A 25,133-nucleotide genomic window follows, 5' to 3' on the forward strand; every position below is an offset into this window, starting at 1 on the left:
AAACTACAGCATGATTACCGGGTCGACGACGCGCATGTCTGCGTCTTCAGATACGACGCGATGGCGTAGATGCCGGCGCTTGACAACTTGCCCTTAAGGAACTGCATCGTCGGCACTTCGTTGATCGCTTCCTGAATGTCGGAAGCCGAATCGCCGCACACCGTCTTGCCCACAAAGGCGGGCGATCCCGGCGTGTGGCAGGTGGCGCAGAAGGTGTCGAAGAGCGCGCGGCCGCCGATGGTCGGAGGCGGCGTGCTCGTCGGGACCGCGGTCCTGGACGGAACCGGTGTCCTGGTTGGCTCCGCGGGCTTAACGGACGTCGGCGTCCTGGTCGGCTCTGCGCGCTTGACAGGCGTCGGCGTCTTGGTCGGCTCTGCGCGCTTGACAGGCGTCGGCGTCCTGGTCGGCTCCACGCGCTTGACAGGCGTCGGCGTCTTGGTCGGATGGGTTTCCGGCGTGTCGTCATCGCCGCATGGCAGCGTCTTCAGATACGACGCGAGCGCGCTCAATCCGGCCTTCGATAACTTGCCCTTTAGGAATTGCATCGTCGGCACCTCGTTGATCGCCTCCCGGATATCGGAAGCCGAGGCGTCACACACTTCCTTGCCCACATAGGCAGGCGACGACGGCAGGTGGCACGCCGCGCAAAGCGTGCTGAAGAGCGCACGGCCGCCGATTGGTGGAGGCGGGGTCTTAGCAGGGGTCGGCGTTTTGGTCGGCTGAGCAGTCGCCGTTCCGCGGGTCGCCGTGGCCGTCGGCGTTGCGCTGGGTGGCACGCTCGTGTTGGTCGCCGTGGCTGTCGAGTTGGGCGGCACCGCTGTGTTTGTGCTCGTCGCGCTCGGCGGGACGGGCGTGTTGGTGGCCGTGGCCGTCGAGTTGGGCGGCAGCGGGGTGTTTGTGCTCGTTGCGGTCGGCGGCAGCGGGGTGTTTGTGCTCGTTGCGGTCGGCGGCAGCGGAGTGTTGGTCGGCGTGCTGGTCGCTGCCGCGCCGACGACGATGCTGTACAGCGCGTAGCCGGTCGAACCGCTAGCGCCGAACGGGCCGCTCTGACCGAAGACGATGTAGTAATAGGTACCGGGTGTCGTGGGCGCCGTCATCGCCGCATTCCACTTGCCCGTCGCGCCCATATTCATGCCGCCGGCGAACGTGCCGGTCGACGCGCCCACCGAGCCGCCCGCCGTGGAGTTGGCGATCCAGTAACCGGTGCCGCTCGCGCCGTTGATCGCCGGGCTCATGGAAATGGCGACATTGTATGGAGCGCCGGGCGCTACGACGGCGGCGCTGGGCACCGCACCGACGGTATCGGGGTAGCTGCCGGCGCTGCCGTGGCACGATGAACAGTCCGACTGGTAGCCGGGCAGCGCCTGGACGGCCGGCGCCGGCTGCGTGATCACCAGAATCACCGCCGCGACGGCAGCCACTAACACGGCAAAACCAAAATGGTGTTTCACTATGACACATACCTCCGGGAAGAATGGGCGCCAGACCGAGTCCCGGCGCGATGGCCGAGCGGAGACTGGCTGTCGCGGCCGCGCTGGTCTTGCAAGAGACGCGCGCTGCCGGCGCCTGTGAGCACAGTGCACGCGCCACCCATGCTTGGAGACATCAATCGGCGGAGACGGCAGACGAGGCAGAACAACGACACCGCGCTCAGAATAGATAACGTCTCAAATTGCGGTAACGTTACACCGGCTGGATACATATTCCCGGCAGGTTGGCGCGCTCCGATAAACAGTCCTGCGCCGCATCGGCAGCATATTTCTCCGGCTCAGGTTACGGTGCTAGAATCGGAAGTTGTTGCGCGGCTGTGGTCATGCCGCGTATCCACGCGCTGTGCGCGGGAAGGAATTGCGTTTGGATTCGAACAAGATCCGCTTTATTCAGTCGCGCCAGCGCCGGCGCCACCGCCCGGCCGGCCGCAACATGATCTGGGTGCGCGTGTTTCTCATCCTGGCCGTGGCCCTGTTGGTCAGTTTCCTCGGGCTGCTCGGCGCGGGCGTGACCACCACGCTTGCCGTGTACACCAACTACGCCGCGACGCTGCCGCCAGCATCCGAAATCGGCCGGCAGGCGCAGCAGGCATTCAAGACCACGCGCATTTATGACCGTACCGGAACGGTGCTGCTCTACGAAGTGTTCGACCCGCAGGGCGGCAACCGCACCTGGGTGCCGCTCAACCGCATCCCCAAGTATTTCCGCGATGCCGTCGTCGCCAACGAGGACCGGCGTTTCTACGACGACAGCGGCACGTTCTTCGGCATCGACCCGATCGGCCTGGCGCGCGCCGCGCGCAGCACGCTCACCGGGGAGCAGGTGCAGGGCGCGTCCGGCATTACCCAGCAACTGGTGCGCAACGTCGTCATGGCGCCGGATGAGCGCTACCAGGTCAGCATCGAGCGCAAGCTCAAGGAAGCCGTGCTGGCAATCGAGACCAACCGCCGCTTCAGCAAAGACGAAATCCTGGAGATGTACCTGAACACGATTCCGTACGGGCGACTGGCCTTCGGCGTCGAAGCGGCGGCGCAGGCGTATTTTGGCAAGCATGTTGAGGAGTTGACGCTGGCGGAGTCGGTGTCTCTGGCGCTCGTGCCGCAGTTCCCGGCGGCCAATAGCCCGTGCGACGACAACCCCCAGCGCGCCGACGCGCAGCGCAAACGCGAACTGGCGGTCGACGCCATGCTGCGCGAGGGGTACATCAGCGAGACGCAGGCGGTCGAGGCCAAGTTCACGCCGATCAAGTGCTACGAGCAGGTCTTCGACATCAGCGCGCCGCACTTCGTCTTCTACGTGCGCAAGCAGTTGGAAGAGCAGTTCGGGGCGCAGCGCGTGTACCAGGGCGGCCTCAAGGTTACGACGACGCTCGACATGGATTGGCAGAACGAGGCCGAGCGCCTGGCGCGCGAGCAGGTCGTCAAGCTGACCGCGGAGAAGAAGAACGTCACCAACGCCGCCGTCGTCGCGATCGACCCGCGCACCGGCGAAATCAAGACCATGGTCGGCAGCATCGACTACTTCAATCGGCAGATCGACGGGCAGGTCAACATTGCGCTGGCCAACCGCCAGCCCGGCTCGTCGTTCAAGCTGTTCACCTACCTCGCCGCGCTGCAAAAGGGCTACACGCCGGCGACCCTGCTGATGGATGTGCGGCAGTCGTTCCCCGACCCGCCGAACCCGCCCTACGTCCCGGAAAACTACGACCGCACGTTCCACGGCCCGCAGAGCCTGCGCCAGGCGATCGCGCGCTCATACAATGTGCCGGCCGTCAAAACGCTTTCGCTGGTCGGCGTCAAGCCGGTCGTCACGCTGGCGCACAGCATGGGCATCAACACGCTGGATACCGACAAACAGCAGTACGGCCTGGCGCTGACGCTGGGCGGCGGCGAGGTGTCTCTGCTCGACCTGACGTACGCTTACGGCGTGGTGGCGAACTCCGGCGCGATGGCGGGCCAGCCCGTGCCGTCGACCGACCGCCGGCCCGGCTATCGCGAAGTCAACCCGGTGTCGATCCTGCGCGTCGAAGACCCGAACGGCGAACTGCTGTACGAGTACAAGAAGCCGGAAATCAAAGAGGTGCTTGACCCGCGCATCACCTACCTGATGAGCGATATCCTGTCGGATAACCAGGCGCGCACGGCGGCATTCGGGGCCAACTCGGCGCTGAAGCTATCGCGCCCGGCGGCGGCCAAGACCGGCACGACCAACGACTTCAAGGACAACTGGACGCTCGGGTTCACCCCGCAACTGGTGATCGGCGTCTGGGCCGGCAACAGCGACAACTCGTCGATGGAGCGCTCCACCGGCCTGACCGGCGCGGGGCCGATCTGGCACGATTTCATGGAGTTTGCGCTCAAGGACATGCCGGTCGAGCAGTTCAAGCAGCCGCAAGGCATTGCGCCGGTGGAAGTGTGCGCCACCTCGGGCCTGCTGCCGACGCCATACTGCCCGAACAAGGTCAAGGAGTTGTTCATCCAGGGCACCGAGCCCAAGACGCCCGACAATATCTGGCAGGCGTACCGCGTCTGCAAGCCGACCGGCAAGCTGGCGACGGTCTACTGCCCGGCCGACCAGGTCGAAACCAAGGTCTTCGCGATCTACCCGCCCGAAGCGGCCGACTGGGTGCGCGAGAACAACATCGCGCAGCCGCCCACCGATTACGATACGACCTACGGCCCCGGCCAGACGGTCGGCGACGTCGCGATCATCGCGCCGAAGACGTACGGCTACGTGCACGGCATGGTGCCGATCATGGGCAACGCCAAGTCCGGCGAGTTCCAGTTGTACCGCCTGGAATATGGCGCGGGGCTCGACCCGACGTCGTGGATCCAGATCGGCGGCAACCACAACAACCTGGTCAACAACGGCCAATTGGAGTCATGGGATACGTCCAATCTGGACGGCCTGTACACGCTGAACCTGATCGTGGTGGACGGCAACGGTACGCGCAGGCAGAGCAGCGTGCAGGTGCAGGTGGACAACAAGCCGCCGACCGTGCGCATGCTCAACCCGAATAACAATGAAATCTACTTGATGGAAGACAAAGAGTGGATCAACTTGCAGGCCGACGCGCGCGACAACCTGAGCATGGAGCGCGTCGAGTTCTACATCGACGACCAGCAAGTCGGCTTCAGCACCGTCGCGCCGTTCACGCGCCGCTGGATAATCACCATGCAGGACAAACGGCCGGTGCCCGGCGAGCCGGTCGTGAAGCGCGTCGACACGATCACGAACACGGACGGCACGCGCAGCGAGGTGGAAGTGACCGTCAGCGAGACGATCACGCAGGCCAACGGCCGCTACCTCAAGCGCTTCAATACCGGCATGACGGTCATCTCCGACACGTTCGGCTACACTGAGACGCACCAGGTGTACGTCAAGGCGTTCGACGCGGCGGGCAATATGACCGAAAGCCCGAAGATCAACGTGTTCATTGCGCACGCTCCGAAGAAGACGTCGTACCTGCGGCGCGAGGAGCCGCCGGCGCTGGAACGGCGCGACGACCACGGGCGGTACAACAGTTAATGCAAACCGGCGCGACGTAACCCACAACAAAGGACACCCAATGAACAAACGCGAAACGATCCTGAACTTCGCCGGCGCGCGCGGGCCGCAGCCGTACATCCCCGCCGCCTTCTTCCTGCACTTCCCCGCGCAGTTTCACGCCGGGCAGGCCGCGGTCGACAAGCACGTCGAGTACTTCCGCGCGACCGGCATGGACTTCGTGAAGATCCAGTACGAGCGCACATTCCCGGTTCTGCCGCAGATCGAGTCGCCGTCCGACTGGGCGCAGATGCCGCGCTACGGGCTCGACTTCTACGCCGGACAGCTTGAAGCGGTGAAAGGCATCGTGCAGGCGCTGCATGGTGAAGCGGCCGTCGTGATGACGCTCTACTCGCCGTTCATGCTGGCCGGGCAGACGGCGACCCCAGCGCGCCTGGTGGACCATCTGAATCGCGAGCCGGCGCAGGTGCGCAAGGGCCTGGAGATCATTGCCGACAGCCTGCTCGGCTTCGTGCGCGAGTGCGTGCGGCTCGGCGTGGACGGCTTCTACACCTCGACGCAGGGCGGCGAGACCGGGCGGCTGACCAATCCCGGCACGTTCATCAGCACGATCCGGCCGTACGACCTGGCGATGATGAACGAGATCGACCGCACCTGCCCGTTCAACATCCTGCACGTCTGCGACTATCACCTCGACTACGCCGACTTTGCGCCGTTCCTGGACTACCCGGGCACCGTCGTCAACACGCCGCTCAAGGCGGGTGGGCGCGAGTTGTCGCCGAAGGATGTGTCGGAGTTGTTCAAGCGCCCGTACATGGGCGGGTTGGAGCGCAAAGGCGTGATCCTGAACGGCACGCCCGATCAGATCCGGCAGGCGGTCAACGCCGTTATCGCACAAGCCCCGGAGCGCTTCATCCTGGGCGCCGACTGCACCGTGCTTGATCACACGCCATGGGAGAATCTCAAGACAGCGATTGATGCCGCGCATTCAGCTAGTCGCTAGTGCATCGTTAGCGGCCTGGTCGTGTGACCGCTTGCGCTAATTCGCGACGAAAATGTGCCGCTGCACGACGATTTGTCACACAAGGCCCTCGTTAAAGATGCACTAGCTGCTAGTCGCGAGTTGCTGGCCGGCGATTGCGGAACCCGCCCGTCATCCACGATGTCAGGTACAGAGCCACGGGCCGGATGAGTGATCATCCGGCCCGTGGCTTGCATCAGCACCCGGATCCAGCCGACGCCGGATCGCTATGACAGCGGTGGCGCGAAGTGACCGATCCCGTCGCCGGATAGACTACGGCTTGGTCTTCGCGAGCAGTTCGTCGAGCCGCTCGAATCCCTCGTTGACGCCCCGCTCCATGCCGGATTGGAGCATGCCGTCACGGTCCGCCATGGACTGGAAGACCGACTGCATCGTGACCCTCGTCCGGCTGCCCGGCAGCGCTTCAAATCGCGCCACATCGAGCACGGCATGTCCTCGTTCGGGCAACCCTTCATACTCGAATGTCTGGATGATGCGCTCGGGCGCTGTGACCTCATGGTAGACCCCGTGAAAACCGTGCTCGCGGCCGTCACCATCTTTGTGGGTGTATCGCCAGCGGCCGCCGTTTCTCGGTTCGAATGTCTCGAGAGTCATCGTGAACCCGCGCGGTCCGAGCCACTGGGTGTAAAGCTGCGGTTCGGTGAAGGCCCGAAACACGAGCTCGCGCGGTGCAGCAAACTCCCGCGTGATAAAGACCGTGAGTTGGTCTGGCGCTGCGGTAATCTTGGTCTGTTTCATGCTTTCCCCTCCTCGTGGGGTTGGACTCGCAACCATCTTGTCGAGCGACTGGTACAAGCCGATCTCGGCGTACTCGAACATCTGGCTCGGCGTCCAGTCGCATTCCGTGACGGTCATTTCCGTCTTGTCGCCCATGGCCTTGAAGGTCACGACCGTGCGTGTGTCCCGCGGGAAGTCCGCGCGCAGACCCAGCTTAACAGGGACAGCCAGATGGCCGTCCTGGTCGGCCAGGTTCTGGATGAATTCGATGCGCTGCATTGGTACGATCTTCTTGTAAGACCAGGTGTTGTACCTGTCCTGGCCGCCGAACTCCCTGGACGCACGCATGCAGACCAGCGATGTGCTGCCCTCACGAAAATCGATCACGGCGCTGGGCGACGTACAGCCCTTGGGCCCCCACCAGCGCATCACGAGCTGGGGATCGATCCAGGCTTTCGATACCAACTCGACCGGCGCGTCGAAAACGCGGGTAACCGCGAGGTCCCGCTTCTACATAGCGCTCTTGGAAACAGTCATGAAAACCCGCCGCAAGCGGCGGGGAGTTCCACTGCGGAGGGTGCAGGCGGGCGCGGAAAATTCTCTCACTTCAGAATGCTACTTCACCAACTGGTTGTGTTTTGCCGCCTTATCCCATTTTACTTTTTTGGCGACCATGTTATATCCACCACCAGGCCATTGCCAGGCACCCTTAAATGAGCTGCCGTCTTCATTAAATGTTCCACTATAAAAGTTGTTTGAACCTTTCTTACCAAACCAGATGGTAAGCGTGTTATCAACCAACTCGTAGACGTAATCAAGTGTCAAACCTTCCTTGAAATGATAAAATCGGGACCATATGTCTCGACTTGGTTCCTCTCCTATTTTCTGAAGGTGTCCAATCATCTCAATACCACTTATCTGTTTTCCATTGTACTCCAGGTCAACATCTTGGATAAGGAAAAAACCGCCATCGGCCCATCTATATTCTATCTGTCCCTTTGCGTCACCGGATATTTTCCATGTTCCAACTAGTATATCTAGACGCTTGAGTGCAGAATCTGGTGTCGGCATTTGCATTGATGTCCCCTTTCGGTTTTGTCACAATTCTACGTCTTGTTGATTATTGGTTGTAAAGCAATTTTGGTTAGAGTGAATAGTATCGGCATGCGTGCTATGGCCGTTGGTCGACCTGGCTGCTATCCCGTTTCTGCTCTTCCTGCAGATCCTGCAGAATCTCGTCCAGTTTGTTGAAGCGCGTATCCCAGATGCGTCTGAACGTTTCCAGCCAGCCGTCCAGTTCCTCAAACGGCTTGGGCTGCAGTTGATAAATGCGCTGTTGGGTGACTGGCCGGGCCTTGACGAGTCCGGCGTTGCTCAACACCCGGAGATGCTTGGACGCTTGTGGCTGGCGAAGCGAAAGCCGGTTGGCGATTTCACCCACAGAACAGGGCTTGTCGCGCAACAGTTCAATAATGCGTAGCCTGTTAGGCTCGGCTAGGGCAGTTAATGTCGTTACGTTCATTGATGCTAGTATACCACAATAGGAATATTCTTGTCAAGGAATATATTGTATTTATTTTGAGAAATAAACAGTCTATGTCACTGGTTTCGTGCGGAGTTGTCCAGAAACTTCGCCGGCGCGCGCGGGCCGCAGCCGTACATACCCGTCGCCTTCTTCCTGCACTTCCCCACGCAGTTTCACGCCGGGCAGACTGCGGTCGACAAGCACATCGAGCACTTCCGCGCGATCGGCATGGACTTCGTGAAGATTCAGTATGAGCGCACCTTCCCGGTTCCGCCGATCAGATCAGGCAGGCGGTCAACGCGCTCATCGCGCAGGCGCCCCCGACTTGCTCGCCCCCTTTGGGGGGTTGCGGGCGCCCGGCCGGTCCCTCGCTGGGGCAATTGATGACCATGATCATGTAGGCGTCCCTACAGCGTTTACCCCACTCGGCACCCCATCAGCGCCCTTTCCATTCCCCGAAGATGCAGTAAACACTCGATTGAACCTGTAGTGCCATGTACGATATAAAGATAGTAGAAGTAAACGAACCGGCCAGACCATCCGCCGGGGCAGGCGTGGAACGAGGAGGCAAATCCTATGACATTCGACTTGATCGCCATTCTGCGTGATCTGCTGGTGCTCGCTTATCTGGTTATATTGCGGATCGGCGTCCCGCTGTTGATCACCACGTTGGGCGGTGCATGGCTGCGCAAGGTGTTGGAGCCGAAGCCGGCGACTGAGCCGCGTACCGTCCCGCCGGTCGCCCATCAGCCGCAGGCGTAATGCCCGCACCAGATGCTATCCCGGAGGCAAAGCCTATGTTCGACTGGCTGGGCACAGCGCGGGACGTGCTGGTCATTGGCTACATGCTCTTCGTGCGCGTCGGCGTGCCGATTCTGCTCACCTGGATGCTGGGCCAGTGGCTGCAAAAGGTTCTGCGTGAATCCGAATCCCGATCGGCCGACTCCGCGGCCGCAGCGCTGACCGATCCGAACTGCGCGCTCGGCATGGGAGCCGTCGATAGCCATCAACCCGCCGTGCCGTGCTGGCTGGCCCTCCAGATCAGCGGGCACGGTCTGAAACATGAATGTTACACCTGTCCGCTATACACGAACACAGGCCGGCACCTGCACGGCGTGCCGGCGGTGGTGCGGCAGGCGAGCCAACACTGAAGACCGGAGGCCATGATATGAATATCTCGCGACGAACGTTTCTCAAAGCTGCCGGCGCCGGTGTGCTGGCGCTCTCGGCGACGCCGCTGTTTGATAAGGCGGCCATCGCACGCAGCCTGGACAGCGTCGGCGCCGCGCAGGTCGGCATCCTGATCGACGTCACCCGCTGCGTCGGCTGTCGCGCCTGCCAGTTGGCCTGCAAGCAGAAGAACGGCCTGCCGCCCGACGCCGCCAAATTGCCCGCCAACCGTACTTTCCCGGAGGCGCTCTCGGATACGACGTTCACGCTGGTCGAGTTCCACCGTACCGGCGGCAGCGAGGCGAAACCGGTCTTCGCCACGGTCAAGAAGCAGTGCATGCACTGCCTGGAGCCGGCGTGCGCATCGGTCTGCCCGGTTGGCGCGATCACGAAAACGACGCGCGGCCCGGTGCTGTATGATGCCGACAAGTGCATGGGCTGCCGCTACTGCATGGCGGCCTGCCCGTTCGGCATCCCGAAGTTTGAGTGGGACTCGGCCAACCCGCGTATCCGCAAGTGCGAGATGTGCAACGACCGGGTCGAGCAGGGCAAGCAGCCGGCGTGCGTCGAAGCGTGCCCGACCGGGGCGCTGATGTTCGGCACGCGCGCCGAGCTGGTGGCCGAGGCACAGAAGCGCGTGAAGGACGCGCCGGACAAGTACGTGCCGACTATTTATGGCTTGGACGAGGTGGGCGGCACCTCGGTGATGTACCTGTCCAGCGTGCCGTTTGAGAAGCTCGGCTTCAACACCAGGCTGCCCAAGTCCGCCCTGCCCGATCTGACCTGGCAGGTCATGGAGAAGATCCCGGCGGTTGCCGTCGGCGTCGGCCTGCTGATGGGCTCAATCTCGTGGCTGACCCACCGGCGCGGTGCAGCACCCGCTGAAACTCACGACAACGCAGAAACCGAGGCGTAGGCCGCACAACGCCTGCGCAGACCTGCCTTTGAGGAGGCCCTATGGATATCAACTCACTGTGGAACGACTTCCCCGCTTTGCTGCTGCTGCTGCTCTTGCGCGTTGTGCTGCCGATGGCTGGCCTGTATGTCGTGGGCTGGGCGCTCTGGCACTGGTTCGCGCCGTCTGAAGCGGTGCGCCGCCGCATCTCGTTCCGGCAGTTCGCCCTGCATCTGCGCGTGCCCGTTGGGTTGCGCGTGCCGGAACTCTCGGCGCGCATGACGATGACGACGCTCGTCACGCTCTTGCTGTGGATCACCGCGGCGGGCATCATGCTGGCGCGCTTCTTTTGGGGCCTCGGCACGGTCACGGCTCTGAGCGACACGGTACCCTGGGGTCTGTGGATCGGCTTCGACGTGATGACCGGCGTCGCGCTGGCTGCCGGCGGCTTCTCAATCGCCGCGACCGTGTATGTCTTCCGCCTGGAGCGCTTCCGCCCGATCCTGCGACCGGCGATCCTGACCGCGCTGCTCGGCTACACGATCGTCGTGCTCGCGCTGCTGGTGGACCTCGGGCGCTGGTACAACATCTGGCACGTGTTCATCATGTGGAACCCGCACTCGATCATGTTCGAGGTCGCGTGGTGCGTCATCCTCTACCTGACCGTGCTGTTCCTGGAGTTCAGCCCCGCCATCTGGGAGCGCCTGCACATCGTCTGGGCGCAGAAATTGCTGCACCGCATCATCATCCCGCTGGTCGTGCTGGGTGTGATTCTCTCGACCCTGCACCAGTCGTCGCTCGGCTCGCTGTACCTGATCTTCCCGACCAAGTTGAGCGCGCTCTGGTACACGCCGATCCTACCGATCCTGTTCTTCGTGTCGGCGCTGGCGGTCGGCATCGCGATGGTGATCGTGGAAAGCTCGTTGAGCGCCAAGGCGTTCGGACACAAGCCGGAGAGCGATCTGCTGGCGGCGCTGACGAAGCCGGCCGCGATCGTGCTCGGCATTTACCTCGTGCTGAAGATCGGCGATCTGGGCGCGCGCGGCCAACTCGCCCGCCTGCTGACGCCCGACTTCTCGAGCGTGCTGGTCTGGCTCGAATTGATCGCGGGCATTGCCGTGCCGCTGGCGCTGTTCGCCAGCCGGCTGACCCGCGTCAACTCCGACGCCCGCTTCTGGACGGCGGTGCTGGTGGTGGCCGGTGTCATGCTGAACCGGATGAACGTGGCGGTCTTCGGGTTCTACGAGTACACAATGACCCTGGGCGTGGTGTACTGGCCGTCGCTGGCCGAGTGGATCGTGACGCTGGCGATTGTGACCTTCGGCGTCGCGGTGTACGTCGCGGCCATCAAGTTCCTGCCGGTGCTGCCGAGCGAGCATGAGGGGATACACGCATAGCTCGCCGACAAGCCGCCGCAGGCACGCAGCGCCTTGCGCCGTGGAGAGCGACAGAGCCGCCCTCCACGGCTTTTCTGTCTGCAACCGCTTTTTGATTTATACTATTTTGTGATGAGTATGTCCCCAAGCGATTGTTGTATGTGCCAGCACTGTATAGCAATCGCCGCCCTCCCCCCGGCCCCCTCCCAGCCAAGCTGGGAGGGGGAGTGAGCCAAAGGGGATTGGCGCGGCGGCAAAGCCGCCGCACCAATCCCCAATCAGCTTTTCCCCTTCTCCCCCGCGCGCGGGGGAGAAGGGGCCAGGGGATGAGGGGGTGACAACCGCACCTACCACCAGGTATGGGGACATGATCAAATTGAAACAGTGTTAATTCTGACCTGACGGATACCTTCATCTGACCTGACGGATACCTTCATATGTAATGATGTAATAAGGAAAGCTGTCTCTGCACAGCGAGCAAAATGGAAGGCCTTAACGCATTCTGCCAGTCTAACCTGCCGCTGATCTTCGGCATCTACGGGTTGGCGTTCGTCGTCACGGGCGTCGTCGTCGCGCTGGAAAGCGGCCGCGCTAGCAACCTCGCCCTGTCGCGCGCGCTGCCGTTTCTGGCTGCCTTCGGCCTGACCCACGGCCTGCACGAGTGGATCGAGATGTTCCAGCTCATCGGCGGCGCGGGACCGTCAGCACCGTTATACACGGCCATCGAAGCCATCAGCATCGCTCTGCTGGTTGGATCGCTGGCCTGTCTGCTGGAGTTTGCGGCGCAGTTGGTCGGTCTGCTGGAGCCCGATCGGGGCTCGGCGTGGGCGCGCGTTACGCCGGTCTTCCTCGCCGGCTACGCCGTAGCCGTGGCGTTCTACCGCCTGTTCGCGTTCAGCGGCGACGAGCCGCTCTTCTGGACTGTGGCCGACATTGTGGCGCGTTACCTGCTCGGCGTGTTCGGCGCGGCGCTGGCCTGCGCTGCGATGTTCGCGCAGCGGCGGGCGTTCCAACGCGAGGGTTACGCCCAGTTGGGCGGCGACCTGCTGGGCGCGGCGCTCGGCTTCGCCTGGTATGCGTTCCTCATGTTTATCGTGCCGCCGGCGCCGTACTTCCCCGCTTCGGTACTCAATACCGGCACGTTTCTGGCCCTGACCGGCGTGCCGGCGCAGTTTGTGCAGGCCGGCGTCGTCGTGATGCTGGCGGTCTTCATCATCCGCGTCATGCGCGTCTTCGAAATCGAATACGGCCGCCGGCTCGACGAGCTGGACCGCGCGCGCTTCGATACGCAGCAGGAGGCAGCGCGCGAGTTGAGTGTGCTATACGAGACGACGCGCATTTTCGGCACGACGCTGGACCTCAATCGCCTGCTGAACGAAGCGATCGCGCGGATCGTCATGCTCGTCGATCCGGTGCGCGCCGGCGCGATCTTTCTGCGCGACCCGCAGGCCGGCACGCTCGTCCTGCGCGCTGCACACTGGCGCGGCGATGCCGACACCGCCGACCATGTCGCGCAAGAGACGATTGCGGCCCAGACCGCCGTGGAGTCGGGCGAGATCGCTTACCGTAACATCGACGGCGGGCTCGGTGTGGTCGCCCTGCCGCTGCGCTCGCAGAACGGCAATATCGGCGCGCTCTGTCTTGTGCATGCCGGCTCATTCGACAATCTGGCGATCATGCAAACATTGGCTGGCCAACTGGTTATTGCGATTGACAATGCGCGACTGTACGCCCAGGTGCAGGACAAGGAGAGGCTGCGCGGGCAGTTGCTGGAGCGGGTGGTCACCGCGCAAGAAGCGGAGCGCAAGCGTCTGGCGCGCGATCTGCACGACCAGACCGGGCAGACGCTCACCGCGCTGGGGCTGGGTCTGACGTCGCTGTCCAACCTGATCGAGGTCGATCCGCCGGCCGCGCTTCGCCGGCTCGACAACCTGAAAGCGATGAGCACGAGCGCGGTGACGGATCTGCGGCAGTTCATTGCCGACCTGCGGCCGGCGCTGCTGGACGACCTCGGCCTGGCCGCCGCGCTGCGCGAAATGGCGCGACAGATCGAAGTGCGCCACGGCCTGGCAGTCAGCGTGCAGATCAACGGCGCGCGGCGGCGGCTGCGGCCCGAGGCGGAGACGGTGCTGTACCGCATTGCACAGGAAGCGCTGAATAATACCGTACGGCATGCACAGGCGGCGCACGCATCATTGACACTGGACTTCCAGACTAGCGCCGTCACACTAACGGTCAGCGATGACGGCGTCGGCTTCGCGCCGGCCGCGCTGATGACCGCAACCGGCAAGCGCCGCGCCTGGGGCCTGCTTGGCATGCAGGAGCGCGCCCAGTTAGTGAACGGCACGCTCGCGGTGCAGGCGGCGCCGGGCGTCGGCGCCCGCTTGACCGCCTGTGTGCCGTATGAGACAATCATCACCGACGACGATGACAACCCGATTGCTGATCGTTGACGACCACGCGCTGATGCGCGCCGGCCTGCGCATGCTGCTGGAATCGCAGAGCGACTTCGCGATTGTCGGCGAATGCGAGAACGGCGGCGAGGCCATCCGTCGCGCGCAGGAACTGCAGCCCGACGTGGTATTGATGGACATCACGCTGCCGGATATGCTCGGCTTCGAAGCGACGCGCGCGATCCGCAAGCTGGCGCCGCAAGCGGCGATCCTGGCGCTGACCATGCACGAGAGCGAGCAGTACTTCTTCGAGATGGTGAACGCCGGGGCGTCCGGCTATGTGCCCAAGCGCGCCGCGCCCGATGAATTGCTGAACGCGATTCGCGCTGTCGCGCAGGGCGGCATGTACCTGTACCCGTCGCTGGCGCGCACGCTGGTGCAGGACTACCTGAAGCACGCCGACAGCGGCGAATCGAAGCCGCCATCCGACGGTCTGACGGAGCGCGAGCTTGAGGTGGTGAAACTGATCGCCGACGGGCTGTCCAATGCCGAGGTCGGCCAGCGGCTGACGATCAGCGTGAAGACCGTGGAGCGGCACCGCGCCAACATCTTCGCCAAGCTCAACCTCCACAGCCGCACCGATCTGGTGAAATACGCCATCCGCAAAGGTTTGATCGACATCGAAGATCACAACGGCTGAACGCAGCGAACCCTTTGGGTTTCACAAACCCGAAGGGTCTTTCGGAAGAAATCAGAACGCCGGCTGGATGCTCTCCAGCCGGCGTTCGGCATCGTTGAACTTATGAAGTGGACGTTGCCTTATGGCGTCATCAGCGTCGCGCCGGGCACGTCCTTGCCGGTCAGATCCTTGTACGACATCTGCAGGAGCTGGACCGCGCGCTTGAAGTTGTGCATGGCCTGCGCCTTGCCTTGGTTGCCCTCACCGGTTGCGGCGCCCCACATGACGCCATAGACGGTGCGGAAGTTGTAGATCGCGTTCTTGACCTTGTCGTCGGCCGTCGCCGGCACGTTGAAGTACGGATAGCCGGCCTGGTTTTTCGTCACGCCCTTGGCCAGGATTTCCTTGTACAGCACGTCCAGCAAGCCCTTGACCTCGGTCTGCACGCCTTCGACCTTGCCGTTGCCGTCATAGTCGGCCTTCGCCGTGATGTTGAAGCTGTCTTTGACGTTCGGATGGCACGCCTTGCACGACTCGGTGTAGGCGAACTTGCCATCCGGGCTGACGGTGTTGAACGAGTGGCTGCCAACCTTGTGCCAGTTGGGATCCTTCTGGTCGGTGATCGTCGGCCACATGTGGCAAACCACGCACGGGCCTGGCGTGTTGCCCTTCTCATCGCCAATCGCGCTAAACATATACTTGTTGACGGTCGGATCCTTCGCATACGCCGGGTTCAGAACCGGCGCCGCGCCGACCAGATCGCCGTGCGGCGAGTTGGCGACCTTCTGGCCGTAGTCCACGCCCGCCACGCCGTCCATCATCTCGGCGATGCTGCTGTAATGCGGGAACGTGCCCTTGATCGCGTTGGCCGGCAGGGTGCGCGAGTTATGACACTCGATACACGTTGCCGCCAGGCCCCAGTCCTTCTTGCTCTCGTACGGCAGGGCGATCGCCTTGCCCACGATGCGCAACTGGAACGCGTTGGCATCGCTGTGGCTATCATGGCAGGTCGCGCAGACGACGGTCTGCTTGTTGGTGTCCCACGCGGCCGGGTTCGTTGGGTTCTTCAGGAACGACGCGTAGCCGTCGCCGGAGTGGCAGCGTACGCAGTCCTGGCGGCTCGGGCCGGTCGGCTCGTTCCACGCCGCGGACGCTTCTTCGGAATGCTTGGCCGACTTGAGGTCGGTGCCCTTCAGATGGTTGCCGCCGCCGTTGTGGCAGACGTTGCAAACGCCCTCATCCTGCGTGGCTTCCATCCGGGCAACGCCCTTGGTGGCGTGTTCGGCGGCCGGGCCGTGGCACGCCTCGCACTGGATATTGCTGACGTTCTTCAAGTCGGCGGGCATCTTCGCCCAGTTGCCACCCGCTTCGATCTGCTTGAAAGTCGGGAACTGGTAGCCGAGTTTCGCCTGCACATCGGCGAAGCCGCCGTTGTTCACGCCCGGGAAATAGCCGGTCGAATGGCAGCGAATGCACGACTCGGAATAGTGGGTCGGCTTCAAATCGATTTCCTCGGTCAGGATCTTGGCATGGCCCGTCTTCGCCCACTCGGCGACCTTGTCCGGGTGGCACTGCTTGCAGTTGCCCTTCTCGACACCGATGTACATATCCGCGTGAATCTGCACCGACGCGACCGGGCTGGCGCCGCCCGCGTTCGTCAGTGTGACGTTGACGCGGTATATGCCAACCACGTCCGGTGTGAACTCGGTGTTCGCCGCCGCCGGATCCTTCAGTGCGGCCTTGGAGCCTGGAGGCGCGGTCAGCGTCCAGGCCGTTTTGGTTACTGGGAACTTGGCATCAATCACGGCTGGCGCGGCCGACAGATGTACCGGTACGCCTAGCGAGTGATTGGTCAACCCGCTGTCGCCCAGTGCGATCACGGTGTTGTACGGACCGGCGACCGTGTCCGTCATCATCTTGATCGTCGTGGTCATGACATTCGGGTCGCCCTTGTCAATGCCACTACCCTTGTTGGCGGCCACCGGCACGATCTTCAGGACGGCCGTGGGCGGCAGCGGCTTGGGGGCCGGAGTTGGGGTGGACGGTACCGGCGTCGGCGCCGGCGGAACTGCGGTAGGCGGCGGCGGAACTGGTGTATTGGTTGCCGCTGCAGGCGGTTGAACGGGAGCGGTCGTTGGGGCGGGTGTCGAGGCATCGCAAGCCACGACGAACAGGGCAACGACCAACAGCGTAAACAGTATTCTCGTGAAACTCATTGTGGTTTACCTCCTCCTTAGGGAGCGAGATGAGCAAGATCACGCCGCACCGAGTTCAGAGAACCCGGCTCAACCAATCACCTCCTTGCGCGGCATAACGGTTTGGCAAACCACATCATCAGCCCGATAGCCGATCGGGCCGTCGTGTCCGCGATCGTGACGGACAAGTGGGTGCAGAAACGCATCCGAGCGATACGGCCGTCATCAGCCGTAACTCTCCACGCTTCAGACTATCGGATCCGGTACTACCTCATGAGAATCGAAATCCCCGCCCGATTGTAACTATATGCTTTAGTGACTGCGCACAGTCAAGGCATCCTGAGCGGAACGGAGTCGAAGGACGCCGCACGCGCACTCTCTAGGGCCCTTTGGGCTTGTTGTGTGCCGTGCCATTGTTCTTCGACCCCGGCGGCGCTCCGCTCAGAACGCTTGTGCAGCCTCAGTTAGTGAATCTTGCCCGGCGCGACTTTCTCCGTCGCTCCAACCTTGTTGCCGGCAACGTGGCATTTTTCGCACTTGACCTCTTTCGTCAAATTGTGCGAGGGCCACGATTCGGCCAGACTGTGCTTGACCGCCATGGCGACAACCATCTTCGCCTCGGCGTCGCGCTGGACGTTGAGTTCAGCGTCGTGGCACGCCGTGCAGGTGATGTCGGCGTGGACCGCCTTGAGCGCTTTGTCAGCATGGCAATTCACACACTGCGTCTTGCCGCCGAGCCGCGCGCCGTGCTCGGTGTTCTGGAGCGCAAGGTCGTGCAGTTCGGTGTGGCAATCCGTGCAGAGTTGCTTGGTCTCGTGCACCCCGCGTTTGGCGGATAGGAGCAGTTCCTGCACCTCCGGATGGCGGCGGACGCCAATGCCAAGAACGCCGATGGCTGGCACCGACTTGTCGCCCTGGTAGTAGCCGACATGGCACGCACTGCAGACGTCGTTCGACTTGGTCAGCGTCGCCTTGCCGACGAATTCATGCGAGGCGACGTTGAGCGTCCAGTCCATCGAGTACTCGGTCATCGCGCCCTTGGCGGTATCGCTGTCCGTGTCGTACTTGGTCCACAAGTCGAGCACGTTGCCCGCCAGTTTTTGCTTGATCTGCGCCTTCCAGTGGCAGGTGCCGCAGTTGGTGTTGACGTGGCAGCGCTCGCAATCGTTCGCGACAAAGTCTTCGTCGATGGCGTACTCTTTGCCGTCCGTCCCTTTGACTTTGACCTCGACGCGCGGCTTGCCGTCTGCCTCGAACTTCATGTCCTTGATCGTCGCATGCTCGCTCTTCATGAACGCCGTATAGCGCGCGTCCTTGTGACACGCGAGACACGCGTTGCCGTCCACGACGTAGTAGTTGCGTGTCTTGGTCGTGTCAGTGTCCTTGGCGCTAAAGCGCGCCCAACTGCCATAGGTGCGCTTTGCATTGTGCGGCGTCGTCGGATTCATGCCGGTGTGACACGCGGTACATTCGACTTTGACGTGCTTGCCTGCCGCAAACGCGGTCGCGTCAACGAAGAGCGGAACACTCTCGGTGCCCACTTTCATTGCCAGGTCTTTGTTGCCGTGGCAGGCTAGACACTGCGCGCTCGCCGATGGAGTGACTGTAGGCGGTACGAGCGTGGGTGTGGGCGGCACCGGCGTCGCAGTCGGGGCCGGCGGAACCGCAGTGGGCGGCGGCGGGACCGGTGTATTGGTTGCCGCTGCAGGCGGTTGGACGGGAGCGGTCGTTGGGGCCGGTGTCGAGGCATCGCAAGCCACGACAAACAAGGCAACGACCAACAGCACAAACAGCATTCGCTTGACACTCATTGTGGTTTACCTCCTCCTTACAAGGAAAGAGAAGTTCAAGTGCACGCCGCGCCGGGCTCGCTAGAGCCCTTGGAAAAATTCACCTCCTTGGGCGGCATATGCTAGGCAAACCACATCATCAGCTCGATAGCCGATCGAACCGTCGTGTCCGCTTTCATCACGAACATCCTGGTGTTAATTAGCACCGCGAAGCACTCGTCTGCCATAGGCAAGGCCTCTCATGGTCTCAGGGTACCCCCGCATAGTCAAAAATCAGTCCTTTTTAGGTGCCATATTAGTTTCAAGTTTCACAATTCACTTGACATAACTCATCTGCCTGAAGGTTTTGACCACCTTTGGACGTGACACTAACTCAATTTTGACTTGGTACATCTATATTCCTTAGTGGGAGAAAATGTCTGCGTGCTGACGATGGCGCGTGAACGACATGTACAGTGACGAGCGCTGTGCGATCGACTACCTTATGTTGTTTGAGGTGATAAGTGCGTGCACAATCGCTCGTCAAAGCTATTGTAGTATCCGTGTCATTGCTGGTGATCGGCTTCGTCATCACCCTTGCGGCTCCGTTCGGCGTGGAGGCGCAGGGGCCGAAGCCCTTGACCGACACGGAGTGCCTGGGTTGTCACGGCAACCAGGATGCCTCTGTTACGCTGCCCAGCGGCGAGCCGCTCTCGCTGTTCGTCAACGGCCCGAAGTTCGCGCAGTCGGTGCACGGCCAGAAGTCCGTCAAATGCGTGGACTGCCACACCGACATCACCTCGTTTCCGCATCCACCGATGTACTCGCGCACCCGCCGCGATGTGACGCTGCTCAAATACACGCAGTGTCGCAAATGCCACGAAGGGAACTACAGCAAATCGCTGGACGGCGTGCACTCCAAGGCGATCGCGGCCGGCGACCAGCAGGCGGCCGTCTGTACCGACTGCCACGGCGCGCACGAAGTGACGAAGCCGAACCAGCCGCGCGCGCGCATCCCGCAGACGTGCGCGCAGTGCCACAGCACGATCTACGACGACTACGCCAAGACCGTGCATGGCGCGGCGCTGCTGGACGACAGCAACCCGGACGTGCCGACCTGCGTGGACTGCCACGGCATTCACAACATCAACGACCCGACCACGGTGGCGTTTCGCTTGAAGTCGCCGGAGTTATGCGCCCGGTGCCATACCGACGACAAGATCATGTGGAAGTACAAAATTTCGACGAACGTGCTGAACACCTACGTCGCCGACTTTCACGGCACGACCGTCGAGCTATTCGAGAAGCAGTCGCCCGATGCCGCCACCAACAAGCCGGTCTGTTTCGACTGCCATGGCATCCACAACATCAAGAAGGTGGACGACCCGGAATCGACGGTCTTCCGCAAGGGCAACCTGCTCAAGACCTGCCAGCGCTGTCATCCGGATGCGACGGCCGATTCGTTCACCGCGGCGTGGATGAGCCACTACAACGCCAGCGCCGACAAATACCCGCTCGTGTATTACGTCAATCTGTTCTACATCATTCTGGTGCCCGGCACGATTGGCGCGATGCTGCTGTATATCGCGCTGGATGTTTACCGGCGCGTTCGCGGGCGGCTGGCGCACTAACCCGCGCATTCATCGTTTAATCCGGGAGATCGTATGGCCGTTCAAGTGATCACGATCAAAGAATACAAGCGCTTCGCGGCGATCCAGCTGATCGAGCACTGGTTCATGGTGGCGTCGTTCACCGTGCTGGCCGTGACCGGCATCCCGCAGAAGTTCACCGGCAACGGCTGGGCCGAGGCGCTGATCGCCGTGATGGGCGGCATCGAAACGGTGCGCTTCGCCCATCATCTGTCTGCGATTGTCATGCTGCTGGAATCGATCTATCACGTCATCGTCGTGGCGTACAAAATCATCGTCCTGCGCGTGCGCTGGTCGATGTTCCCGCAGTTGCAGGATGCGCAGGATGCCGTGCAGGCGATCAAGTACAACATCGGCCTGACCAGGCAGGCGCCGCGCTGCGGCCGCTACAACTTCGGCGAGAAGTTCGAGTACTGGGCGCTGGTGTGGGGCACGCTGATCATGGCGCTGACCGGCTTCATGCTCTGGAACCCGATCATCGCCTCGCGTATCTTCTCCGGCGACCTGATCCCGACGGCGAAGGCCGCGCACGGCGGCGAGGCGATCCTGGCTGTGCTGGCCGTGGTGACATGGCACTTCTACAACGTGCACATCAAAGCCTTCAACAAGGCGATGTTCACGAGCCGCATGTCTGCGCACGAGATGGAAGAAGAGCATGCGGACGAGATGGAGCGCATGGATCGCGGCGAACATGAACTGCTGCCGCCCGCCGAGACCATTCGCGCGCGTCGCAGCCTGTTCCTGCCGGTGTCGATTCTGCTGTCGATTGCGCTGCTGTACGGGGTCTACCTGTTCATCTCGGCGGAAACGACCGCCGTCAGCACCGTGCCGCCGCCGGTCTCGCGCAACCAGGTCTTCGTGCCGCGCCCGCCGACGGCCACGCCCACGCGGCTGCCAACCGCGACGCCGGCCATTAAACCCGCCGGCACACCGGCCGCGCCGGGCGCGACGCCCGCCGGCAGCGCGGCCAAATTGCTGCCGGCCAGCCATGCCGGGCGCAATATCTGTCAGGCGTGTCACGTCAGCGGCGTGGGCGGCGCGCCGAAGAACCCGGCCGATCATGCGGGCCGGCTTGACGCAAGCTGCAAGGACTGCCACAAGGGGCCGTAGGAGGGCAACGCCCCCCACGGCGCGGCAGGTCCCGCGTGGCGGATTCACTTTCCAGGAGGGAAAGCTCAGATGTTCAGAAGATTGTGGGATCGATTCAGGAGCATCAGCCGGCGTGCCTGGGCCTTCACCGGCATCGGCACTGTGGTGTCCGTCGTGCTGCTGGCGGGCATCCTCGTCGGCTGGGACTATACCAACTCCCCGCCGTTCTGCGGCACGACCTGCCACACCATGCCACCGGAGTATACCGCTTATCTGGTGTCGCCTCATGCGCGCGTCTCGTGCGTGGAGTGTCACATCGGGCGCACCTTCATCGGCAACGCGTTCACACGCAAGGCCGGCGACATGATGCACGTGGTACGCATGCTGTCGGCGAATTACGAGGTGCCGATCTACGCCAAGGGCATGCAGCCGGCCAGCGAGTCGTGTGAGAAGTGTCACTGGCCGCAGAAATTCGCCGACGACAAGGTGAAGCTGATCAATCACTACGCGGCGGATGAGCAGAACAGCCTGGCGACGACGCTGCTGACCATGAAGACCGGCGGCGGCACCACGCGCGAAGGCCGCGGGTTGGGCATTCACTGGCACATCGAGAACGAAATCACCTATGTCGCCACTGACGAGCTCGATCAAAATATCCCGTGGGTGCAGGTGAAGGACGAAACGGGCAAGGTCACGGTGTACGCCGATGTCGAAAAGCCGCTGACACCGGACCAGATCGCCAAGGCCGAAAAGAAGGAAATGAGCTGCATCACCTGTCACAACCGCATCTCACACACCTTCCGCTCGCCCGAGCAAGTCATCGACCAGGCGCTCTCGAGCAAGCGGCTCGATGTCAATATGCCGGCCATTGCCAGGAAGAGCGTGGAAGTCCTGTCGACGCCGTACAAGTCGGCCGACGAAGCAAAGCAGGCGATCGAAGGGTTGGATGGCTTCTACAAGAAAGAGTACGCCGACTACTACGCCAGGAACACCAAGACAGTGCAGAACGCCATTGCGTTCCTGAAAACGAGCTACGAGACGCTGGTGTTCCCGTCGGAGGAAATTAGCTGGACGACGCACCCGGACAACATCGGGCACAAAAACTCATCGGGCTGCTTCCGCTGCCACGATGGCAAGCACTTTACGCAAGACAACAGCAAGGCGATCCGCCTGGAATGCAACATCTGCCACACCTTGCCGCAGGTGTACACCAGTGTAGAAAGCAAGCCGTCGGTCACGCTGGCGAAAGGTCTGGAGCCGGAATCGCACGCCAAGACGACCTGGCTGATCGAGCACCGCGCGGTGTTCAACGAGACATGCCAGCAGTGTCACGACACGCGCAACCCGGGCAGCAAGGACAATTCGTCGTTCTGTTCGAATGTGGCCTGCCACGGCGTCAAATGGACCTACGCCGGACTGAACGCGCCCGGGTTGGCCAAAGTCTTCCCGGCGGCCGCGCCGCGCGTCGCCAACCCGAACGCCACGCCGCCCAACATCCCGCACCCGATTGGCGGCAAGCCGGACTGTCTGATCTGCCACGGTCAGAAGAGCACGTCACGACCGGCGCCGACATCGCATGCGACGATCGATATCGCCCTGTGCCTGGACTGCCACAAGCCGTCGTTCCCGCCGCCGGCCAGTGAAGTCACGGTTACCGGGCCGCCGACCGTGCCGCACGATCTGGCGGGGCGCGCCGAGTGCCTCGGCTGCCACAACGGCGGCGGCGCGAAGACTCCCCAGGTGCCCAAGTTCCACCTGGACTTCAAGTTCACGAACAGCAACTGCTTGACCTGTCACGCCTTGAAGCTCAATCCGAACCTGCCGAAGAACGTCGGCTTCCCGGCATTGCCGGCTTCGCATGCGGGCCGCTCGGTCTGTCTGGCCTGCCACGCGGAGGGTGTGTTGGGCGCGAAGAAGCTGCCGACCAGCCATGCCGGCCGGGTGGACTCAGCGTGCTTGACATGCCACCAACCTAAGTAGGTTCACCAGCTGTCATCGCTGCGGTCCTTTTTCCCTCCTGCCGCAGCGTGACGAACGGCCCCCGGACACTATATGTCCGGGGGCCGTTTCTATTTCGGAGGATGCGCAGCACAATACGACACCGCAACATTACCCAGCACAGGGACAGGCCGTTGGCTGCCGATGCACCGCGGGTCAGACACCAGCAAGACATATGGCCCGTAGGGGTGCGAACGAAAGTCCATCGGCTGCCGCCGCTACGTGGGTGCGGACGTATGGTCGCCGGTTGAGCCGCTCGAAGCCGCCAGGCGCCCGCCTCTACACGGACGCGGCATAAGCCGGTAGGGGCGCGGCGGGCGGAAACGGGCATTCTGCTCGACCATCAAGAGCAAAGCGCTCTACTTGCCCTCGCACAGAATCTTGCCCTGCAACGCCGGTTCCGAGTCCGGCTCCTGCGCCAGCGCCTTGTCCAGCCATGGCCGGGCTTTGTCGCACTGGTCGAGGAAAGCATACGACAACCCCAGTTCGTAGTAGAACTCGGTTGTCGTTACCCCGCGCTTGATTGCCTCTTCGAAGTTGGGAATCGCTTCCTCGTACTGCCGCTGGGCGTAATACGTCCAGCCGAGATGGGCGTATCCGAGCGCATACGTCGGGTCCACCTCAATCGCGCGGCGGAATCGTTTGGCCGCTTCGCCATACTTCGCCTGGTCATAGAACGCCCGCCCGATCGTGTCGTGAATCTCCGCGTTGTATGGGTCAAGCTCGGATGCCTTCGTCAGCATCGCATCCGCTTCGGCGTAGGCGCGCGTCAGCCGCAGGTTGAGCGCCAACCGCAGGTACAGCAGGGAGAAGTTGGGGAATAGATCGATGGCGCGGCGATACTCTTCAATCGCGTTCTTATAACGCCCCAGGCTCTCGTAAGCGTAGCCCAGGTTCCGGTGCGCCAACCATGATTCGCCGCTGAGTTCGACCGCTTTGCGTGCCAGTTCCAGCGCGCGGTCGGGCCGGTTCTTGTCAGCATACGCTTCAGACAGATAAGCATAGGCATCGGCGTACTCCGGGCCCAATTGGATCGCCGTTTCGCCGGCCGTGATCGCTTCGTCCGCCTTGTTGCTCCAGTCGAGCGCCAGCGTCAGCACGGCGTAGTTCTGCGCGCTGCGCGGGTCGGCGTCGACGGCGCGGCGCGCATGCTTGACCGCCTCGTCGAATTTGCGCCGGTAGGTGAGCACCATCGCATAGCGCGACAACGCCAGGTCGCTGTTTGGCGCGGCCAGGACGGCACGCTGGAACGCTTCCTCCGCTTGCAGCAGGTTGCCGGAGGCAAACGCCTTGTCGCCTTTGGCGATGCGCTGTTCCAGGCTTTCGGACGGCGTCGGCGTCGGCGGCATCAGAGCGGGCGCGGCGCCCTGTTCCCGGGCCAGGTAGAGCGTGCCGACCGCCACGTACGCCGCAACTAACGCGATAAGCACGCCGAGCAGCTTGCGGCGCTTCGGACGCGCGGTGGTGCGCAGGTACATAGCGGCATTATAGCATCATCACCTGCTTTCCCGCAGTAGGCGCGGGTGCGGCACGACGATTCGGCCGCCGATCAGCGCCGGAATCCACGCATGACGATGCACTGTCCGGCAACGGGGATCGTGGTCAGAGTGGATGCCGGCTTGCTACATGCCGGCATGA

The 25,133-nt window shown here is 62.6% G+C and carries 18 protein-coding genes; 11 read left to right on the forward strand and 7 right to left on the reverse strand.

The window, feature by feature from the left end; genetic code table 11:
- Window positions 1-14: 14 nt before the first annotated feature.
- Window positions 15-1,451, reverse strand: a complete 1,437-nt coding sequence (locus HZB53_00380) for a hypothetical protein (protein ID MBI5876077.1) — start codon at window positions 1,449-1,451, stop codon at window positions 15-17.
- A 403-nt stretch (window positions 1,452-1,854) separates the two neighbouring features.
- Between HZB53_00380 and HZB53_00385 the strand changes: the two genes are divergently transcribed.
- Window positions 1,855-5,019: a transglycosylase domain-containing protein gene (locus HZB53_00385; GenBank protein MBI5876078.1), complete on the forward strand. Its 3,165-nt coding sequence runs from the start codon at window positions 1,855-1,857 to the stop codon at window positions 5,017-5,019.
- A gap of 40 nt (window positions 5,020-5,059) precedes the next feature.
- On the forward strand, window positions 5,060-6,001 hold the full coding sequence (locus tag HZB53_00390; GenBank protein MBI5876079.1) for a hypothetical protein: 942 nt from the start codon (window positions 5,060-5,062) through the stop codon (window positions 5,999-6,001).
- A gap of 291 nt (window positions 6,002-6,292) precedes the next feature.
- Here the strand turns inward: HZB53_00390 and HZB53_00395 are convergent, their stop codons facing one another.
- From HZB53_00395 to HZB53_00405, 3 genes are all read right to left on the reverse strand, one after another.
- On the reverse strand, window positions 6,293-7,222 hold the full coding sequence (locus HZB53_00395; protein MBI5876080.1) for an SRPBCC domain-containing protein: 930 nt from the start codon (window positions 7,220-7,222) through the stop codon (window positions 6,293-6,295).
- A gap of 150 nt (window positions 7,223-7,372) precedes the next feature.
- Entirely contained in the window at window positions 7,373-7,834 is a 462-nt protein-coding gene (locus HZB53_00400) for a hypothetical protein (GenBank protein ID MBI5876081.1), read from the reverse strand.
- 94 nt (window positions 7,835-7,928) lie between these two features.
- Entirely contained in the window at window positions 7,929-8,279 is a 351-nt protein-coding gene (locus tag HZB53_00405) for a winged helix-turn-helix transcriptional regulator (protein ID MBI5876082.1), read from the reverse strand.
- A gap of 579 nt (window positions 8,280-8,858) precedes the next feature.
- Between HZB53_00405 and HZB53_00410 the strand changes: the two genes are divergently transcribed.
- From HZB53_00410 to HZB53_00435, 6 genes are all read left to right on the forward strand, one after another.
- Entirely contained in the window at window positions 8,859-9,044 is a 186-nt protein-coding gene (locus HZB53_00410) for a hypothetical protein (GenBank protein MBI5876083.1), read from the forward strand.
- Between the two features lie 35 nt (window positions 9,045-9,079).
- A complete protein-coding gene (locus HZB53_00415; protein ID MBI5876084.1) occupies window positions 9,080-9,433 on the forward strand; it encodes a hypothetical protein in 354 nt (117 codons plus the stop codon).
- 17 nt (window positions 9,434-9,450) lie between these two features.
- Window positions 9,451-10,368 (forward strand): hydrogenase 2 operon protein HybA, encoded by a 918-nt coding sequence (gene hybA / locus HZB53_00420; protein ID MBI5876085.1) that lies wholly within the window; start codon window positions 9,451-9,453, stop codon window positions 10,366-10,368.
- A gap of 41 nt (window positions 10,369-10,409) precedes the next feature.
- Entirely contained in the window at window positions 10,410-11,744 is a 1,335-nt protein-coding gene (hybB, locus tag HZB53_00425) for a Ni/Fe-hydrogenase cytochrome b subunit (protein ID MBI5876086.1), read from the forward strand.
- Between the two features lie 461 nt (window positions 11,745-12,205).
- Complete coding sequence (locus HZB53_00430; GenBank protein ID MBI5876087.1) at window positions 12,206-14,176, forward strand: GAF domain-containing sensor histidine kinase; 1,971 nt, start codon at window positions 12,206-12,208, stop codon at window positions 14,174-14,176.
- On the forward strand, window positions 14,151-14,816 hold the full coding sequence (locus tag HZB53_00435) for a response regulator transcription factor (GenBank protein MBI5876088.1): 666 nt from the start codon (window positions 14,151-14,153) through the stop codon (window positions 14,814-14,816). The genes HZB53_00430 and HZB53_00435 overlap by 26 nt, the downstream gene beginning before the upstream one ends.
- A gap of 119 nt (window positions 14,817-14,935) precedes the next feature.
- On the opposite strand, the gene HZB53_00440 is transcribed toward HZB53_00435, so the two are convergent.
- Window positions 14,936-17,011 (reverse strand): hypothetical protein, encoded by a 2,076-nt coding sequence (locus HZB53_00440; GenBank protein MBI5876089.1) that lies wholly within the window; start codon window positions 17,009-17,011, stop codon window positions 14,936-14,938.
- 443 nt (window positions 17,012-17,454) lie between these two features.
- Window positions 17,455-18,801 (reverse strand): cytochrome c3 family protein, encoded by a 1,347-nt coding sequence (locus HZB53_00445; protein MBI5876090.1) that lies wholly within the window; start codon window positions 18,799-18,801, stop codon window positions 17,455-17,457.
- A 521-nt stretch (window positions 18,802-19,322) separates the two neighbouring features.
- Between HZB53_00445 and HZB53_00450 the strand changes: the two genes are divergently transcribed.
- From HZB53_00450 to HZB53_00460, 3 genes are all read left to right on the forward strand, one after another.
- Window positions 19,323-20,390, forward strand: coding sequence for a cytochrome c3 family protein (locus HZB53_00450; GenBank protein ID MBI5876091.1), 1,068 nt, complete (start codon window positions 19,323-19,325; stop codon window positions 20,388-20,390).
- Between the two features lie 33 nt (window positions 20,391-20,423).
- Window positions 20,424-21,518 (forward strand): cytochrome b/b6 domain-containing protein, encoded by a 1,095-nt coding sequence (locus tag HZB53_00455; protein MBI5876092.1) that lies wholly within the window; start codon window positions 20,424-20,426, stop codon window positions 21,516-21,518.
- Window positions 21,519-21,587: 69 nt separating this feature from the next.
- On the forward strand, window positions 21,588-23,477 hold the full coding sequence (locus HZB53_00460) for a NapC/NirT family cytochrome c (protein ID MBI5876093.1): 1,890 nt from the start codon (window positions 21,588-21,590) through the stop codon (window positions 23,475-23,477).
- 377 nt (window positions 23,478-23,854) lie between these two features.
- Here HZB53_00460 and HZB53_00465 read toward each other — a convergent pair whose 3' ends face one another.
- Complete coding sequence (locus HZB53_00465) at window positions 23,855-24,973, reverse strand: tetratricopeptide repeat protein (GenBank protein ID MBI5876094.1); 1,119 nt, start codon at window positions 24,971-24,973, stop codon at window positions 23,855-23,857.
- Between the last annotated feature and the right edge of the window lie 160 nt (window positions 24,974-25,133).

It is taken from the genome of Chloroflexota bacterium (assembly GCA_016235055.1).
Lineage (GTDB): Bacteria > Chloroflexota > Anaerolineae > JACRMK01 > JACRMK01 > JACRMK01.

Excerpts from the sequence above, each read along its gene's own strand:
- HZB53_00390 (MBI5876079.1), top strand. The coding sequence starts at position 5,060 with ATGAACAAACGCGAAACGATCCTGAACTTCGCCGGCGCGCGCGGGCCG.
- HZB53_00400 (MBI5876081.1), bottom strand. The coding sequence starts at position 7,834 with ATGCAAATGCCGACACCAGATTCTGCACTCAAGCGTCTAGATATACTA.
- HZB53_00405 (MBI5876082.1), bottom strand. The coding sequence starts at position 8,279 with ATGAACGTAACGACATTAACTGCCCTAGCCGAGCCTAACAGGCTACGC.
- HZB53_00410 (MBI5876083.1), top strand. The coding sequence starts at position 8,859 with ATGACATTCGACTTGATCGCCATTCTGCGTGATCTGCTGGTGCTCGCT.
- HZB53_00415 (MBI5876084.1), top strand. The coding sequence starts at position 9,080 with ATGTTCGACTGGCTGGGCACAGCGCGGGACGTGCTGGTCATTGGCTAC.
- hybA (MBI5876085.1), top strand. The coding sequence starts at position 9,451 with ATGAATATCTCGCGACGAACGTTTCTCAAAGCTGCCGGCGCCGGTGTG.
- hybB (MBI5876086.1), top strand. The coding sequence starts at position 10,410 with ATGGATATCAACTCACTGTGGAACGACTTCCCCGCTTTGCTGCTGCTG.
- HZB53_00430 (MBI5876087.1), top strand. The coding sequence starts at position 12,206 with ATGGAAGGCCTTAACGCATTCTGCCAGTCTAACCTGCCGCTGATCTTC.
- HZB53_00435 (MBI5876088.1), top strand. The coding sequence starts at position 14,151 with ATGACAACCCGATTGCTGATCGTTGACGACCACGCGCTGATGCGCGCC.
- HZB53_00440 (MBI5876089.1), bottom strand. The coding sequence starts at position 17,011 with ATGAGTTTCACGAGAATACTGTTTACGCTGTTGGTCGTTGCCCTGTTC.
- HZB53_00445 (MBI5876090.1), bottom strand. The coding sequence starts at position 18,801 with ATGAGTGTCAAGCGAATGCTGTTTGTGCTGTTGGTCGTTGCCTTGTTT.
- HZB53_00455 (MBI5876092.1), top strand. The coding sequence starts at position 20,424 with ATGGCCGTTCAAGTGATCACGATCAAAGAATACAAGCGCTTCGCGGCG.
- HZB53_00460 (MBI5876093.1), top strand. The coding sequence starts at position 21,588 with ATGTTCAGAAGATTGTGGGATCGATTCAGGAGCATCAGCCGGCGTGCC.
- HZB53_00465 (MBI5876094.1), bottom strand. The coding sequence starts at position 24,973 with ATGTACCTGCGCACCACCGCGCGTCCGAAGCGCCGCAAGCTGCTCGGC.